Origin of the sequence: Rhizobium mayense, from assembly GCF_030272705.1 — a bacterium.
Taxonomy (GTDB): domain Bacteria; phylum Pseudomonadota; class Alphaproteobacteria; order Rhizobiales; family Rhizobiaceae; genus Rhizobium; species Rhizobium mayense.
Genome location: NZ_JARFYM010000002.1, coordinates 211,151 through 228,024, shown reverse-complemented (window position 1 = coordinate 228,024; position 16,874 = coordinate 211,151). Strand labels below are relative to the sequence as shown.

General features: G+C 60.6%; 16 protein-coding genes. 13 read left to right on the top strand and 3 right to left on the bottom strand.

The window, feature by feature from the left end; genetic code table 11:
- Positions 1–233: 233 nt before the first annotated feature.
- The 7 genes from PY649_RS03730 to PY649_RS03700 are packed head-to-tail and all read left to right on the top strand — an operon-like array spanning position 234 to position 7,715.
- The gene (locus tag PY649_RS03730; protein ID WP_285866811.1) at positions 234–548 is read left to right on the top strand and encodes a helix-turn-helix domain-containing protein; all 315 of its coding nucleotides are present in this window, start codon (positions 234–236) and stop codon (positions 546–548) included.
- Complete coding sequence (gene hyfB / locus PY649_RS03725; RefSeq protein ID WP_285866810.1) at positions 545–2,566, top strand: hydrogenase 4 subunit B; 2,022 nt, start codon at positions 545–547, stop codon at positions 2,564–2,566. The genes PY649_RS03730 and hyfB overlap by 4 nt, the downstream gene beginning before the upstream one ends.
- On the top strand, positions 2,557–3,513 hold the full coding sequence (locus PY649_RS03720; RefSeq protein ID WP_285866809.1) for a respiratory chain complex I subunit 1 family protein: 957 nt from the start codon (positions 2,557–2,559) through the stop codon (positions 3,511–3,513). Before hyfB ends, PY649_RS03720 begins: the two co-directional genes overlap by 10 nt.
- Positions 3,513–4,178: a hydrogenase-4 component E gene (locus PY649_RS03715; protein ID WP_285866808.1), complete on the top strand. Its 666-nt coding sequence runs from the start codon at positions 3,513–3,515 to the stop codon at positions 4,176–4,178. The genes PY649_RS03720 and PY649_RS03715 overlap by 1 nt, the downstream gene beginning before the upstream one ends.
- A complete protein-coding gene (locus PY649_RS03710) occupies positions 4,175–5,638 on the top strand; it encodes a hydrogenase 4 subunit F (protein ID WP_285866807.1) in 1,464 nt (487 codons plus the stop codon). Before PY649_RS03715 ends, PY649_RS03710 begins: the two co-directional genes overlap by 4 nt.
- A gap of 13 nt (positions 5,639–5,651) precedes the next feature.
- Positions 5,652–7,169, top strand: coding sequence for a hydrogenase large subunit (locus PY649_RS03705; protein WP_285866806.1), 1,518 nt, complete (start codon positions 5,652–5,654; stop codon positions 7,167–7,169).
- 12 nt (positions 7,170–7,181) lie between these two features.
- On the top strand, positions 7,182–7,715 hold the full coding sequence (locus tag PY649_RS03700; protein ID WP_285866805.1) for an NADH-quinone oxidoreductase subunit B family protein: 534 nt from the start codon (positions 7,182–7,184) through the stop codon (positions 7,713–7,715).
- 117 nt (positions 7,716–7,832) lie between these two features.
- Here PY649_RS03700 and PY649_RS03695 read toward each other — a convergent pair whose 3' ends face one another.
- Entirely contained in the window at positions 7,833–8,921 is a 1,089-nt protein-coding gene (locus PY649_RS03695; RefSeq protein WP_285866804.1) for a mandelate racemase/muconate lactonizing enzyme family protein, read from the bottom strand.
- 27 nt (positions 8,922–8,948) lie between these two features.
- Positions 8,949–9,704: a GntR family transcriptional regulator gene (locus tag PY649_RS03690; protein WP_285866803.1), complete on the bottom strand. Its 756-nt coding sequence runs from the start codon at positions 9,702–9,704 to the stop codon at positions 8,949–8,951.
- A gap of 177 nt (positions 9,705–9,881) precedes the next feature.
- Here PY649_RS03690 and PY649_RS03685 point away from each other — a divergent pair, with 177 nt between their 5' ends.
- The 6 genes from PY649_RS03685 to PY649_RS03660 all read left to right on the top strand — a co-directional run bounded on the left by PY649_RS03685 (position 9,882) and on the right by PY649_RS03660 (position 16,020).
- Positions 9,882–11,015, top strand: a complete 1,134-nt coding sequence (locus PY649_RS03685) for an ABC transporter substrate-binding protein (RefSeq protein ID WP_285866801.1) — start codon at positions 9,882–9,884, stop codon at positions 11,013–11,015.
- A 9-nt stretch (positions 11,016–11,024) separates the two neighbouring features.
- Positions 11,025–12,758 carry an ABC transporter permease gene (locus PY649_RS03680; protein ID WP_285866800.1) on the top strand — a complete coding sequence of 578 codons (1,734 nt, stop codon included), beginning with the start codon at positions 11,025–11,027 and terminating at the stop codon, positions 12,756–12,758.
- Between the two features lie 14 nt (positions 12,759–12,772).
- Positions 12,773–13,855 (top strand): ABC transporter ATP-binding protein, encoded by a 1,083-nt coding sequence (locus tag PY649_RS03675; protein ID WP_285866799.1) that lies wholly within the window; start codon positions 12,773–12,775, stop codon positions 13,853–13,855.
- Between the two features lie 44 nt (positions 13,856–13,899).
- A complete protein-coding gene (locus tag PY649_RS03670; RefSeq protein ID WP_285866798.1) occupies positions 13,900–15,057 on the top strand; it encodes a mandelate racemase/muconate lactonizing enzyme family protein in 1,158 nt (385 codons plus the stop codon).
- A 284-nt stretch (positions 15,058–15,341) separates the two neighbouring features.
- Positions 15,342–15,659 (top strand): DUF982 domain-containing protein, encoded by a 318-nt coding sequence (locus PY649_RS03665; RefSeq protein ID WP_285866797.1) that lies wholly within the window; start codon positions 15,342–15,344, stop codon positions 15,657–15,659.
- Between the two features lie 130 nt (positions 15,660–15,789).
- Positions 15,790–16,020: a hypothetical protein gene (locus PY649_RS03660; RefSeq protein WP_285866796.1), complete on the top strand. Its 231-nt coding sequence runs from the start codon at positions 15,790–15,792 to the stop codon at positions 16,018–16,020.
- 48 nt (positions 16,021–16,068) lie between these two features.
- Here the strand turns inward: PY649_RS03660 and PY649_RS03655 are convergent, their stop codons facing one another.
- Positions 16,069–16,842 carry a TIGR01458 family HAD-type hydrolase gene (locus tag PY649_RS03655; RefSeq protein WP_285866795.1) on the bottom strand — a complete coding sequence of 258 codons (774 nt, stop codon included), beginning with the start codon at positions 16,840–16,842 and terminating at the stop codon, positions 16,069–16,071.
- Positions 16,843–16,874 lie beyond the last annotated feature (32 nt).

Sequence of the window (16,874 nt, the reverse complement as noted above, 5' to 3'; positions counted from 1 at the left end):
GCGGATCGTTATCTCGTGCGACAACGGCTGACTCCTGTGGCGCCGCTCGCCGGCCACGAATGACTCCTTTGGTGCATGAAATGATCTCAACTTACTCCCAGGCGTCGAGTCTTAACAAGCGACCATTCGTCTCAGAATGGCGCTGACACATCAGAATATTGATTTCAGACATCAATAGGCACATGATAGACGTTAATTATCAGAGTCTGTGCAAGATAAGCGATGGTTGAATCGTGATTACTGCCGCTCAGATGCGGGCCGCCCGGGCCCTTCTTGGTATCGACCAGCGCCAACTGGCCGAATTGGCGGGAATTTCTGTTCCGACGATCCAGCGAATGGAGGCGAGCGCGGATGTCGTGCGCGGCAATGTCGACTCTCTGATGCGTCTTCTCGCCGCCCTCGATGGTGCGGGCGTCGAGGTGATCAACGAGGGCGCTACAAGTCTGGATGGCGGGCGAGGGGTCAGGCTCAAGGCGAAGATGAAAGCTTCGGAGAGCCGTACGGTCGAGCCTTCCGTGCCCCCGGGCGCAACGAGGAGGCACCCGTGACATCGGTCTCCGTCTTATTGCTATGCGTTGCGGCATTGCTCGGGACGGCGGCCCTGGCAGTGCCGTTGATCCGTTCGACGCGGTCGATGCAGGTTGTCTACTGTGCAAGCCTGGTTTTCTCCGCCATCGCCTTTGTAACCGCGCTTGCCTATCTTGTCGAAGGCCTTCCTTCCGCCGAAGCGCCGGTTCTGGTTCTTCCTTTCGGCCTGCCGTGGCTCGGAAGCCACTTCCGGCTCGATACGCTCTCGGCCTTTTTCCTGATGGTCGTCAATCTCGGCGGTGCCCTTTCGGCTCTCTACGCTCTCGGATACGGCCGTCATGAACATGCGCCGCATCGCGTGCTGCCATTCTTTCCGGCCTTCCTTGCCGGCATGGACCTGGTGATCCTGGCAGACGACGCCTTCACCTTTCTCATTTCCTGGGAGTTCATGTCGCTTGCTTCCTGGGCGCTGGTGATGGCCCACCATCGAGATGCCGATAATCGGAAGGCCGGCTTCGTCTACATCGTCATGGCAAGCTTCGGCACTCTGGCTCTGCTGCTCGCCTTCGGCCTGCTCGCGGGATCTGCCGGCGATTATAGCTTCGCAGCCATGCGGGTATCCGCGCACACGCCGTTCGTGGCTGGTCTTGCGCTTGTCCTGCTGCTACTCGGCACCGGTTCCAAGGCTGGTCTTGTGCCGCTGCATGTCTGGTTGCCGCTGGCGCATCCGGCTGCCCCAAGTCATGTTTCCGCTCTGATGAGCGGCGTCATGACCAAGGTCGCGGTCTATGGCTTCGTCCGGGTGGTCTTCGACCTCCTCGGCATGCCGAGCTGGTGGTCGGGTATCGTGGTGCTGATCATCGGCAGCGGGACCGCTGTGCTCGGCATCCTGCAGGCGCTGATGGAGAGCGATCTCAAACGGTTGCTCGCCTACAGCACCATCGAAAATATCGGGGTGATCTTCGTCAGCCTCGGGCTCGCGCTTGCCTTCAAGGCGAACGGTATGGAGCTGGCGGCGGCACTGGCACTGACTGCCGCGCTGTTCCATGTCCTCAATCATTCCTTCTTCAAGAGCCTGCTCTTCTTCGGTGCGGGCGCCGTGCTGACGGCAACCGGTGAGCGGAACATGGACAAGCTCGGCGGCCTCATCCATCGCATGCCGGTCACCAGCGTCGTTTTCCTCGTCGGCTGCGTCGCGATTTCGGCTCTGCCGCCATTCAACGGCTTCGTTTCCGAGTGGCTGGCGTTCCAGGCCATTCTGCAAAGCCCTGCGGTGCCGCAATGGGGCTTGAAGATTCTCGTGCCGGCGGTAGGCGGCATGCTGGCATTGTCAGCTGCTCTGGCCGCTGCCTGTTTCGTCAAGGCATACGGCGTGACCTTTCTCGGCCGTCCTCGCACCGCTGTGGCCGAGCGGGCGGTGGAGGTCGATCGCTTCTCGCTCGCGGCCATGTCCGTGCTGGCGGCGTTGTGTCTCCTGGCGGGCATTCTGCCGGGGATCGTCATCGATGGGCTCGCGCCCATAACATTGTCGATGATCGGAGAGCGGATGCCCGTGCAGTCGGATATTCCGTGGCTGTCGATCGTGCCGGTCGCAGAGAGTCGCAGCTCCTATAACGGCCTTCTCGTATTCCTGTTCACCCTATTCTCGGCGTCGCTGACCGCCTATTTCATCCACCGCTTCGCCTCACGAGGGCTGCGGCGGGCACCTGCGTGGGACTGCGGCTTCCCGCAGACGAGCCCGGCGACGCAATATACAGCGAGCAGCTTTGCCCAGCCCGTGCGGCGTGTTTTCGGAACGCTGGTTTTCCGCGCCCGTGAAGAGGTCGACATGCCGGCGCCCGGCGATCTCCGCCCGGCGCGTTTTGCCGTCAAGACCCATGATCTCATCTGGGAGGAGCTCTACCTGCCGATCATCGGCGCCGTCGGCTTCGTGGCCGAAAAGCTCAACCATCTGCAATTCCTGACGATCCGGCGTTATCTGAGCCTGGTTTTCCTCGCGCTTGTCTTCCTGCTGTTGGTGCTGGCGCTATGGTCGTGATTTCAGCTCTTCTTGTTCAGGCTTTTCAGATGGCGCTGGTCGTGCTGCTTGCGCCGCTGCTGACCGGTTTCATCCGTCTGATCAAGGCGCGATTGCTGCGTCGGCGGGGGCCCTCCATGATCCAGCCCTACCGTGACATCCTGCGGCTCCTGCGCAAGGAAGTGGTCCTGGCCGAGAATGCGTCATGGTTGTTCAGGATAACGCCCTATCTGATCTTCGCCGGGACCTGGGTTGCAGCCGCTATCATCCCGACTTTCGCCACCGGCCTCATTTTCAGTTGGATGGCGGATCTGATCGCAATCATCGCGCTGCTTGGCAGCGCGCGTTTCTTCCTGGCGCTTGCCGGCATAGATGTCGGCACCAGCTTCGGCGGCATCGGATCGAGCCGCGAAGCGATGATCGCGACGCTGGCGGAGCCGTCCATGCTGCTGATCATCTTCACGCTTGCCCTCATAGCGGGCTCGACCCAGCTTTCGACCATCGCGGCCTTTATGACCTCCCCGCAGGTGGGCCTTCGCGTCTCACTGGCAATTGCCTTGATCGCCCTCGTGATGGTCGCGATCGCCGAAAATGCCCGTATCCCCGTCGATAATCCAGCAACGCATCTGGAGTTGACCATGGTGCATGAAGCCATGGTGCTCGAATATTCCGGACGGCACCTCGCGATGATCGAGCTGGCGGCATCCCTGAAACTCCTGCTCTACATGTCCCTGATCGCCTGCATGTTCGTCCCATGGAAGCTCGCCGTGCCGGGACAGGAGCCCGTCGCCTACCTGGAGGGCATTTTTGCTTATCTCGCCAAGCTTGCGGTTGGCGGCGTTCTCCTTGCCCTGTTCGAAACCGCGACCGCGAAGATGCGGGTCTTCCGGGTACCCGAATTCCTGGGCGCGGCGCTCATGCTCGGCCTGCTTGCAACCCTACTGCGATTCGTCTCGAGGAGCCTGTGATGAACGGTCCGGTCTTCGACATAGCCCACATGCTTGCCGGCGGCCTGGTCTTGGTCAGCATGATGATGCTCTATCAGGACCGTCTCTACGCGTTGCTCAACGTCTTCGCTCTGCATTCCTTGATATTGACCCTGTCGGTGGCCTGGCAGGCTTTCGTCCACGATGCCCCGCATCTTTATGTCACGGCGGCGATCGCTCTCGTCTTCAAGGCCATGGTCATCCCCGTGGTGCTCCATCGCATGATCCGCCAGCTCGGCATCCATCGCGAGATTGAAACCGTTGTCGGCATCGGCCCCACCATGCTCGCCGGCATCGGCCTGGTCGCTTTGGCGACGGTGGTGATGCTTCGGGTAACGCCGGGGGCCGATCCTTTGGCACGGGAGGACCTCGCCTTCGCTTTGTCGGTCTTGCTGCTGGGGCTGCTGATCATGGTCACGCGCCGCAACGCCGTCAGCCAAGTCGTGGGCTTCATGTCGCTCGAGAACGGTCTGGTGCTTGCGGCGACCGGGGCGAAGGGCATGCCGCTGGTCGTCGAGATCAGCGTCGCCTTCTCGATCCTGATCGCCTTCATCGTAATCGGCGTCTTTCTATTTCGCATCCGAGAGCGCTTCGATACGGTCGACGTCCGCGCGCTTGATGATTTCAAGGGGAAGAGGCGAACATGAACGCGTTTTCCTCCGTCCTAGCCTTTGATGCGGTAACCGCCGTCTTGGTGATTCCGATCGCTGCGGCCGTATTCCTGGCGCTTTTACCCGGCTATCGGATGACGGCGCGGCTGAACGTATTCGCAAGCCTGCTGACCTTGCTTGCCGCGCTCTCCCTGTTCGTGACCGCGCGGCCGGCGCCGGGACAATATCTGCTTGTCGACGATCTCAATATCGTCTTCATCGTCCTCAACAGCTTCGTGGGCTTTACCACCAGCATATTCAGCGCCAGCTACATCGCGCATGAATTGGAAACCGGCCGGCTGACGCCTGCGAACCTTCGTTTCTACCACGCCATGTATCAGATCATGATGTTCGGCATGAACCTTGCGTTCGTGTCGAACAATATCGGTCTGATGTGGGTCGCCGTCGAGCTTGCGACGCTCACCACCGTATTGATGGTCGGTATCTACCGCACCCACGAAGCACTGGAAGCTGCCTGGAAATATTTCATTCTCGGAAGTGTCGGCATCGCGTTTGCGCTGTTCGGCACCATTCTTATTTACCTGGCGGCGCAGCCGGTCGTCGGCGAAGGTTATGATGCCATGGTCTGGACCATCCTGATCGATCACGCCTCGGCCTTCGATCCGGCGCTTCTCAATGTCGCTTTCGTCTTTCTGCTGCTTGGCTATGGCACCAAGGTCGGTCTCGCGCCACTGCATGCGTGGCTGCCGGACGCGCATGCCGAGGGGCCGACACCGATTTCGGCGGTTCTGTCCGGCTTGCTGCTCAACGTTGCGCTCTACGCGGTTCTGCGCTTCAAGATGCTGCTGTCAGCCAATCCGGAAGCGCTTGCGCCCGGACCTCTGATGATGACGATGGGGCTTGCCTCGCTGATTTTCGCGGCCTTCATGCTCTACCGTCGCCGCGATATCAAACGCCTGTTCGCCTATTCTTCGATCGAGCACATGGGCATCATCGTCTTTGCCTTCGGCCTCGGCGGACCGCTCGCCAATTTCGCCGGACTATTGCATATGGTCATGCATTCGCTGACCAAGTCGGCGATCTTCTTCGCCGTCGGCCATATTGCCCAGGTCAAGGGAACTCAAAGGCTCTCCGCTATCCGTGGCTTGACGGAAACGCATCCGGGACTCGGCTGGGGCCTGCTGACCGGCGTCGTCGCCATTGCCGGCCTGCCTCCCGCAGGAATATTCATGAGCGAATTCCTGATCGTCAGCTCGGCTTTTGCCAAGCAGCCGTTGCTTGCCATTCCGCTCGTCTTCGGATTGCTGGTCGCTTTCGGTGCCCTGCTGTTGCGGCTGACGGGAGCGGTGTTCGGGCAGCCACGCGGCAGCACGGCACCCGCCGAGGCGTCCTATGTGCCCATGTATGCTCATCTCGTGCTCGTGCTTATAGCCGGCGTCTATTTGCCGTCGGAGCTGGTGGCATGGTTCCAGCATATCGCCAACCTTCTTCGATGATTTGGGGGGAGAGATGCTGACGCTGAGTGACATCCTCGAGAAAGGCCGTTCCGTCCCACACCACGCTCCTTGGCTGCGCGCCGTCGCCGATGCGGATATATGGACATCGGCGGCACACGCACTGTCCGAAGGACGTCTGAGCCTGCTCGGGCTTTGGGGCGCAGCAAGCGCAGTCCACATGGCCTTGCTCGATGAACCGGCCGGCATGATCGGCGTCCTCAGCCTGGAAGAGCTGGACTCAGCCGGCTATCCTTCCGTAGCGCAGTTGCATCCGCCGGCGCTCCGGTTGGAGCGAGCGATCCGCGACCTGACCGGACTCGAACCGCGGGGGCTGCCGGATAGCCGGCCGTGGCTCGATCACGGCCGATGGGATCTGCGCCACCCCCTCGGCGCGCGCGGGGCTGCGTTGCCGCAGGTCAGTCCCTATGCCTTCTTGCGTGCCGAGGGTGAGGGCCTGCACCAGATCCCGGTTGGCCCTGTGCATGCCGGCATCATCGAGCCGGGACATTTTCGCTTCTCAGCCAATGGCGAGACGGTCGTCCGCCTCGAAGAACGGCTCGGCTATGTCCATAAAGGGATAGAGGCGCTGATGGCAGGCGCGGATCTCGCCCGCGGAGCGCAGCTTGCCGGGAGAGTGTCCGGCGACAGTACGGTCGCTTACGCCTATGCCTTTTCGCAGGCCGTTGAGGCCGCATTAGGGTTCGTTGCTCCGCCGCGGGCGATCTGGTTGCGCGCTCTGATGGCGGAGTTGGAGCGGCTCGCCAACCATCTTGGTGACATCGGCGCCATCTGCAACGACGCCGCCTTTCCACTGATGCTGGCTCATTGCGGCGTGCTGCGCGAGCGCGCGTTACGCGCAGCCGACACCGCCTTCGGTCACCGCCTCATGCGTGACCGTATCGTGCCCGGCGGTGTCACCACCGATGTCAATGATAACGGAGCGGCCGGCTTGCGAAGCCTGCTTGCAGAAATCCGCCGTCGATTTCCGCCCCTGGTCGAGCTCTACGACAACACCACCTCGCTGCAGGACAGGACGGTCGGCACAGGCAGGCTCAGCGCCGAGCTGGCGCGCGAGTACGGGGCAGGCGGTTATGTCGGGCGGGCCTCCGGACGCGGCTTCGATGCCCGGCGGGTCTTGCGCTATCCGCCCTATGACAATCTGGCCTTCGATGTTCCGGTGCTCAACGATGGCGATGTCAACGCCCGTGTCTGGATCCGCATTCGCGAGGTGGAGCAGAGCCTCTCGCTTGTCGAGCAGATCCTCGACCGTCTTCCGACGGGACAGATTCTCAACGCGATCCCTTCGGTAGACGAACGTCGAGAAGGCATGGCGCTCGTCGAGGGTTTTCGTGGAGACATACTGGTCTGGTTGCGGCTGGCACCCGGGGGCCGGATCGAACGCTGCCATCTGCGCGATCCATCCTGGTTTCAGTGGCCGCTGCTGGAAGCGGCGATCGAAGGCAACATCGTTGCCGATTTCCCGCTCTGCAACAAGTCGTTCAATTGTTCCTACTCCGGTCATGATCTTTGAGGGCAGGGTCCTATGCGAAAGCTCCTCTTCGAAAACCTGATCCGCCTGCCGCTGACGGAACCCGCGCCGACGCCTTCCGATGCGGCGATGGAGGAACTCGCCGCCGGCATCGGCGCCGCATCCCGCCGGCGGCTCGGCCGCAGCCTGTCGATCCGCGCCGTCGATGCCGGATCCTGCAACGGTTGCGAACTGGAGATGCAGGCGCTGAGCAATGCCTTTTATGACATAGAGCGCTTCGGTATCCGGTTCGTCGCCTCGCCACGTCATGCCGATGTACTGCTCGTGACCGGGCCGGTGACGAAGAACATGCGGGAAGCACTGGAGCGGACGTATAACGCCACGCCCGCTCCAAAATGGGTCGTCGCACTCGGCGGCTGCGCCCGCGACGGCGGCTGCTTCGCGGGCAGCTATGCCGTCATCGGCGGAGTTTCGAAAGTTATACCCGTAGACCTCCATATTCCAGGCTGCCCGCCATCGCCGACGGATATTCTCAAAGGTTTGCTTGCTTTGCTTGAACAGGCGAGCACGGGAGGTCGCGCTTCTTGATGGCGGGCTTCAGGGCTTTAGCGCGCCGGCGATGTCGAAGAACTGAAACGCCTGACGATACGTCACATCCGCCAATCCTAAGGTCCTCGCCGACATCGTCGTGGGCAAATTGGTGCATCAACCCTCGACCCTGAATTTCTCCAATGCGGCGTGGTTGAGGTCGAAACCGAGACCGGGGCGCGTCGGAGCGCTGATGGAGCCGTCGGCATTCACCTCGAGTTGCTGGTGGAACATCGCGTCCTTCAGGCGATTGAGGCTGTTGTCGTAATATTCGACGATCAGCCCGTTCGGCACGGCGGCAACCAGATGGACGTGGATTTCCTGGTCGCCGTGCGGCGCAACCGGGACATGGTTGGCGTCGGCATAGTGCGCGCATTTTTGCCATTCGGTGATGCCGCCGAGAATTTGCGCGTCGGCGTTGAGAACATCCGCGGCGCCCGCGGTGATCAGGTCGCGGAAGCCGGTGATCGTATATTCGTTTTCGCCGAGCGCGATCGGGATATCCGTCCGGCGGACGAGGTCGGCAGCACCAGCATTGTCTTCCGGCGAAAGCGGCTCTTCGAACCAGAAGCAGCCGCGTTCTTCGAGAAAGCGGGCCATCTTCAGGGCGTCCAGGCGATTATAGGCATTGTTCGCGTCGGTCAGGACCGAAACGCCAGGGCCGACCGCTTCGATGACCGTATCGACGCGGGCGAAATCCTCGGCCAGCGGCACGGCGCCGATCTTCATCTTGATCGCTTTGGCGCCCTTTGCCGCCTTGTCGGAAACTTCCTTCTGCAGGCCGTCAAGACCTTTGCCCTTGCCGTAATAACCGCCCGCGACATAGGCGGGCACCGTGTCGCGATAGCCGCCCAGCATCTGATGGATGGATCGGCCGCATTCCTTGCCGATCGCGTCCCACACCGCGATATCGACCGCGCTCTGAGCGCGGGTTTCTAGGCCGCGACGACCGAACAGCTTCGGTTGGTAGATGAGTTTCCAGATCCGCTCGGTGTTGAGCGGTTGCCCGACGACGAGCTGTGCAATTTCCCGAAGCGCCTCATAGACGATCTTGCCGCCATGCGTCCATCCGAGGCCGACGACTCCGGACTTTGTCTCCAGCTCGACAACCACGATTTGCGTATGGGTGTAGGTATAAAGCCCGTTGGTGATCGGTTCGTCATACGCCGCAGCATAGGCGGTGACGCGGGCGGACTTGATGGTCATGATATCCTCTTGAGCTCTTATCGATCGTCAAAGGGTCTGGTCTGTTATGCCGCGGGATGGCTGCGTTCCGGTTTGCGGGGCGGCGTCGGACGTGAACCTATGGGTCTCTGCCATCTTTGCCAAGAGGCGGTCGCGCGCTGCGGTGACGTGATCGAAAACGGCATCGCCCGCGGCTTTCGGGTCTTTTCGTTCGAGGGCCACAACCATTTTTTCGTGCTCGGCGATGACAATTTCGAAAACATCAGGCGTATAGCCGCCGAAGCCGTCGCCGACGCTGCGCACAACGCGGGTCCGTCCTTCCAGAATAAGCTCGGCCTCTGGATTGCGGGCAATGGCATAGATCCGCTTGTGGAATTTGACGTTCTCAAGCGCAGCCGGCACGCCGCCGCCGCTGCGGATCAGGGCGGACAGGTTCTCATGCAAATGTCTGATGTCGCTGATGTCCTCATCCGTCGCCAGCTCGGCTGCCCGATGGGCAAGCAGGGATTCGATGCCGACACGGATGTCGTAGATGTTGCGGATGTAATCCTCGGTGACGGATTCGATCTTGAAGCCACGATGAGCGAGCGAGATCAGGATGCCTTCACCCTCCAACTGCCGCAGCGCTTCCCGGATCGGCATATGACTGACGCCGTAGCGCGTCGTCAGCGTGTCGATGGTCAGATGCATGCCGGGCAAGAACTCTCCTGAGACGAGATCGGCCACGATCGCTCGTTTGACACGCAGATAAACCGGTTCATTGAGCGGAGGTATACTGGCCAAACTCTTGGAACTCACCCTCATCAATCAGTCCTTTCTCTGTTCGAGCGCCAATCATAAACGAATAGTCGGGCCTTTGCACGAAATCCTATATTTGCGCAAATCTGCCGATCAAGCGTTGACTCATCCTATATTTGCGCAAATATAGGATAGCAAGCGGCGATGGGGAGGAGCCCGTCGTCTTGTCAGGGAGGAATGCGAATGACGACCGATAATAACGGCGTGCCCGGATTCCGTCGGGAGATTTCCCGACGACATTTGCTTCAACTGGGTGCAATGGGAGCCGCTGCCGCCGCGCTACCTTTTCCGGGCCGCGCTCTGGCTGAAGCAGCTCCCGACGCCGATCTAATCGCCGCCGCCAAGGCCGAGGGAACTCTGACCTACTATCACACGACTGCGATCGACATCACGGCGACCTGGACGTCGGCCTTCACCAAGAAATATGGCATCAGCACGCAGAATGTTCGCGGTCCCAGCTATCCGCTCTTCGATCGGTGGCTGACGGAGGAGCGCGTCGGGCAGCATATCGCCGATGTGATCCAGATCACGGATACGGTGCTCATCGAGTCGGCCCATGACGAGGGGTTGATCGGCGAATATACGCCTCCCTCGGGCGCAGGCATTCGTCCGTCGATGAAAAAGGAGGGCATCTGGTACACCATCTTCGTCAACGCGATGGGGATTGCCTGGAACTCCCAAAAGGTCACGCCGGAGGAGGATAAATTGATCCGCGAGGGCGGCTGGCAAGCCCTGACCGATCCGCGCTGGACCGGCCGCATGGCCACCTCGACGCCGGCATCCGGCGGCAGCAGCTATTCCTTCGTCTATATGTTTCTGGGCGGCAAGCGCGACCAGTACGGTCCCGCTTACGAGGCCAAGATCGCTGCCCTGAAGCCGCAGATCTACGAAAGCAAATCGCCGATGTATGACCGGGTCGGCGCCGGCGAACATGCGATCGTCGATCAGGCGTCGCAGAGCGATATGGGCAATCTCTATCTCAAGGGCGCGCCGATCCGCTGGGTTTTTCCGTCGCCGACCCCGGCCAATCTCACGGTCCAGGCCATTTCCGCCCATGCGCCGCACTCCAACGCAGCAAAACTCTTTCAGGAATGGGCCGCAAGTTCGGAGGGGCAGGCCGAGTGGTTCAAGCTCTCCGGCGTCGCCTCCGCGCGCGAAGATACCGTCGACGGCCGCAAGGCGAGCAAGGGCGACTGGTACAAGGAGGATTGGTATGCCGATCCCACGGACCTCTACCTCGATTATCTGAACGATCCTGGCTACGTCGATCCGGGCAAACCCATCATCGCCGAATGGAACCAAATTTTCGGACGGTGAGGTAGGGACGTGTCGATATCGCAAACGCAAACTCAGGTTATCCCGGTCAGTCGCGCCGAGGGCCTGCGGAGCCGGCGCGGGCTGGCATTGCCGCTCGCGCTCGGCATTTTGCTGATCGTGCTGGTGCTGCTGCCGATCCTGTTGATGTTCCTTGGCGCAATGCGGACGGGAACTTTCGTCGATCCGCGTGCGCAGTTTTCCCTGAGGAGCCTGCAGGCCGTCTATACGACGCTGCCGTATCTGAAGACGCTTTCCGTCACCATTGGTGCGTCGCTTCTCGTTTCGCTGATCGCCTGCCTTGTCGGGATCGCGCTTGCGTGGCTGTTGTCGCGGACAGACATCCGAGCACGCGGTTTCATGGAGCAATGCGTGATTGCGCCGCTCTATCTCTCGCCTTTCGTCGGGGCTCTCGCCTGGCTGATCCTGGCCTCGCCGAATGCCGGCCTCATCAATGTGATGGCCCGCGACCTCCTCGGTATCCAGGGCGCCATAATCAACGTCGTCAGCGCCACCGGCGTCATCCTGATCATGGCCCTCTACAACGTGCCCTATGCTTATATGACGGTATCCTCGGCGCTGAAGGGCATGGACCCCTCCATGGAGGAGGCATCCTATCTGAACGGTGCCGGCACGTTTACGACCGCGTATAAGATCACGCTTCCGATCGTGCGTCCGGCCATCATCTCGGCCTTCTTCTTTGTTTTCGTGCTGACCTGCGGCACCTTTTCCATTCCCGCCGCTCTCGGCGGCACGCAGGCAATGCCGTTCCTCGCCGTCGATATCTATCGCGCTGTTGCAACGTTTCCGCTCGACTATTCGCGGGCGGCGGCAATCGGGACGCTGCTTTTCTGGATATCGCTGATCGGCGTGGCTTTTTATCGCTTTGCCTCACGGGTTGCGACCCGTTTCGTCACCGTGACGGCGAGGGGGTACCGCGCCCGGCTCGTTCGGCTTCGCGGCTGGCAGTTCGCGGCGTTGGTCTTCATCCTGGCCTATGTGGTACTCGCGATCGTCCTGCCTTATCTGGCGCTGCTGTACGTTGCCTTCACCAGCTTCACCTCGTCGTCGATCCTCGATGCTCACTTCACGCTTGCCAATTTCAGGGCGGTTCTCGGATCGGTTTCCGTTCAGCAGTCGATCTGGAACACGCTGCTGGTCGGCATCCTGTCTCCCACCTTTTGCGTCGCGCTCGGTATCGTCCTTGCCTATGCGGTTCGCCGCCTGCGGGTGAGGGGCGGCGACATTCTCGATTATATCGCGATGTTCCCGATTGCCGTGCCGGGCATCGTCTTCGGCACCGGCATCTTCTGGACCTACCTGATGACGCCCGCCTACGGCACGATCTGGATTCTCGTCATCGCCTTCGTCGCCTCGTACATCCCCTTCGCCTACCGGATGATCGACACGTCGATGATCCAGATCGACAAGTCGCTGGAAGAAGCGTCCTCGGTCTGCGGCGGCTCGCATTGGCATACGGCACGCAAGATCACGTTTGCGCTGATCAAGCCGGGCGTGCTGTCGGCCTGGATCCTGGTTTTCATTTTCTCGATCCGCGAAATCAGTGCCGCGATCCTGCTGGCCTCACCGAGCAATAAGGTGCTGTCGGTCATGTCCTGGGACTACCTCGAATTCGGCAATGTCCAGAACGCTACCATCATCGGCCTCCTGCAAACCGCGATCCTTGGCGCCGGCATTTTCATCGGGCGTTTCGTGCTGCGCGTGAAGCTGTCGCAGGCCACTTAAGCGAGGAAGTCACATTGGCCAAGTTGAAGGTCGAAGATCTTGTCGTGGCGTATGGCGCCGTGATTGCCGTCCGCGATATCTCCTTCACGGTCGAGGACGGTGAGTTCGTCTCGCTACTTGGCCCGAGTGGCTGCGGCAAGACGACGACGTTGCGATGCATTGCCGGTCTCGAAGGCTCTTCGGGCGGAACCATCCGCCTGGGCGAAGCGATCATGGCGGCGGATGGTCGCGATGTGCCGCCCGACAAGCGCGGCATCAACATGGTCTTCCAATCCTATGCGGTCTGGCCGCATATGTCGGTTTTCGAAAACGTCGCCTATGGGCTGCGCATTCGTCGCGAGACCTCTGCCGATATAGAGAGGAAAGTTGGCGAGGCGCTTAAAATCGTCGGCCTTGATGGTTTTGCCGGCCGTTATGGAACGGAGCTGAGCGGCGGGCAGCAGCAGCGCGTGGCACTTGCCCGCGCCGTCGTCACCTCGCCGCGGCTGTTGTTGTTCGATGAGCCGCTGAGCAATCTCGATGCCGGCCTGCGGGACCGGATGCGCTTCGAATTGGTGGAACTGCAGCGCCGGCTGGGCCAGACCTCGCTCTACGTAACCCACGATCAGTCCGAAGCCATGCTGATGAGCGATCGCATCATCCTGATGAAGGATGGGCGGATCATGCAGTCAGGCACGCCGCGCGACCTCTACGAACGGCCAGCGAGCCGCTTCGCCGCCGAATTCATCGGCAATGCCAACATCGTTGAAGCCTCGGTCATTCGCTCGGCTGGTGATCGGTCGGCGCAGGTGTCGCTCCCCGGCGGTGTGATTGTGGCAGGGCATTTTTCGCGCGGGCAAGACGCTCGCGCGTCAGGTCCGGTTCTCGCCTGTATCCGCGCCGAAAGCATCAGCCGTATCCGCGACGACGAGACGGGCGCGAATTGCTTCGATGCGCGTGTCGAAACCCTCGGTTTTCTTGGCCCGCTCGTCACCTGCAGTTTGCTGCTGGGCGAAGTGACGCTACGCGCCGAACTGCCGGCGCGCCGGCCTCCCGTCATCGGCGACACCATCCGCGTCCGGATCGAACCCGACGACGTCATCATCATCCCGGAATAGTGAGCCGCATGCCCTGCGGACGAAACAGTATGAAAGGATTGAACATGCGCATTGAAAGCATCGAGAGCATTTTTATCGACAAATATTTCTTCGTCGAAATCCGCACGGACAACGGGTTGGTCGGTCTGGGTGAGGGCGGCGCCTGGGGATTTCATGAGGCCACGGCCGGCGCGGTGACCCGCTTCAAGGACTATCTCCTGGGCGAGAACCCGCTGCGTATCGAACATCACTGGCAATATATGTATCGCTGGGCGCATTTCCGTGGCTCGGCGATCATGGCCGCAATCAGCGCCATCGATATCGCTCTTTGGGATATCGCCGGCAAGCACTACGAAGCGCCGGTGCACGCCCTTCTCGGCGGCAAGGTGCGAGACAAGGCACGCGCCTATTATCACGTCTTCGGGGAGACCAAGGAAGAGCTTTTCACCGGCATCGAGAATGCCAAGAAAATGGGTTTCACCGCCGTCGGTCACCTGACGCCTTTTCTCGATTCCCGTCGCGAGGTGCCATTTTTCCAGACGCATGCGCAGAAGATCGGTGACGCCATCGATACGGTTCGCGAATACCGCAAGATTGCGGGGCGTGAGATGGATCTCTGCATTGAGATCCATCGAAGAATGGTGCCTTTCGAAGCTGTACAGCTTGGCCGGGGCATCGAAGAGTTCCTGCCGTTGTTCATGGAAGATCCGGTCACACCAGATAATCTCGATGAGATGTCCTATGTCGCCGACAAGATCGGCATTCCGATCGCGACCGGCGAGCGCATGACCTCATTGTGGGAGTTCCAGATGCTTCTGGCGCGCAATGCCGTGCAGATGGTTCGCCCCGATGTCTGCATCGTCGGCGGCATTTCCGGGGCCCGCAAGATCGCCGCCCTTGCCGAGGCGTCGCATGTCGGTGTGGTGCCGCATAATCCGTTGAGCGCCGTGTCGACGGCCGCTTGCCTCCAGATTGCCGCGACGGCGCCGAACTTCGTGATGCAGGAATTCCCGAACGATACCTGGGACGTTACGGACAAGCGCCCGGATACCGACAGTTTCCTCGCCGGCGCCTCGCAACACGATGGCGAGGGCTTCCTGACGATCAGCGACGAACCCGGCATCGGCATTACTCTGCGGCCGGACGCGGCACAGAAATATCCGTACCGCCCCCGAAAGATGCACACCCGTCTTCATGTCGACGGCTCGGTGGTCGATCAATAGCGGAGCGCTACCGAAGCTCGGAACGATGCGCGTTTGCCTGCGGAACATTGCTCCGCGGTCCGCAAGATGATCAGGCTGGGATCCTCCATGCAGAGGCCTGGGACGACATGTCGTCCCAGGCTTTTCGTTAGAGGACTTTATGGCCGACATGCGGATGGAGATCGATGGCTCGCACTCGAAGGAAGGGGATGGACCTCCAAATGCCATTGGCAATCCCTTGAACGTAAGAGAGACTCGGCAATATTCTAACAGGGTGATTCGGGCAGCATTCGAGGAGGAAGAAAATGCTGATCAATAGCGTTCCCTGGACACGGCCCGTTACCATTCGATTGCAATGTGGTCTGGAACGGAGCTTTGCCGGCGCATATGATGCGCTGGATTTCCTCGAAAATGAGTGGCCTCTCCGGAATGGTGAGCCGTACGACCGCGCTGTGAAGACATGCCGCGGAACATTGAATGGCGCGATTCCCCCGATCGTCGCGCGCGAGGCTTTTGTCGCCGCATGCCTGGAGGCAGATATGCCGGCAGTTTTGGCGCCTCGCCATGCGATGCCGCGGCCGAATTCGGGGTCTTTGCGGACAACGCGTTATACTGCAAATTGAGCAGACGGCTCCGCCCCTGGGCGGAGCTCCCTATCAGTGGGCACAGGTATCCTGTCGTCGCCCAACGACGGAGCTAATCTCTCCGGCTCGCGATGTCCGATACCAGCGACGTTACAAGTTGGAGAAGACAATGCCTCCCGAAGAGATGAACGACGTATTGACCAAACTTCCGCTCCGGATCGGCGCCTATGTGCCTGAGGACCTGCTTGAGGATTGGTTTGCCCCGGGCACCGGAATGAACCCGGTCAGCAAGATGGCCCTCGATAACGCCGAAGCCTATGGACGGCGCTTTGAGTGTGAATTCAAATATTATCCGGAACGCTTCGAGGGCGTGTTTTGGAAGTTCGTACCGGCGATGTAGGTTAGGACGCAACGTGGCGTTTTCAGCCCAATCGTCTATGGCCTTCGGCTAGATATTACGATTGGCGATGATCCACTCGACGGCGGCGGAGATATCGTTCACCGTTGCTGTTGGCTGCGGTTTGAAACGCTTCTCATCGCCGCGGCGGTACTTGCCGGTACGGACCAACAGCGCACCGGAAAGTCCAGCCCGCAAGGCGCCTGCGACATCGGTTTCCGCATCGTCACCCACCATCACGGCTTCCGTTTTCGGACAATGCATGCTGGCAAGTGCGGAGACGAAGAAGTCAGCCGACGGTTTGCCCAGGACAATGGCACGCCTTTGAGTTGCGAATTCCAACGCCGCGACGAACGCACCCGCATCTAGGCTCAGCTTTCCATCCGCATCCCTGAACGTCCTGTTCGGTGCGAGCGCCAGGAAATCCGCGCCCTCGATCAATTCCCGAAATGCTTCGTTCAGGGTTCCGTAGTCGAAAATCTCGCCGGCATCGCCAACAACGACAGCCTTGTCTTGGCTGCCCGCCAGGCCGTCGAAATCCGATGCCAGATCAGGGTGGATCAGAAGGTAGGGCGATCGGTCGTGTCGACGAAGCCAATCGCGGGCGGCCTGTGCCGGAGTGAAGAGTTCGTCGCTCGTGACAGCAAGCCCGAATTTCTCAAGTCGATCCAGAATCGCTTGCTTGATTGAGCGCGTCGTATTGCTGACGAAGCGGATGGGAAGGCCGGCCTCGTGCAGCCGGGCAACAGCAGATGTTGCGCCGGCTATGAGGTCTTCACCGTCATAGATGACCCCAGCGAGATCAAGAAGCACGCCATTGATCATCGAAGCAGACTACCCTCTTCTTCGCCGATATC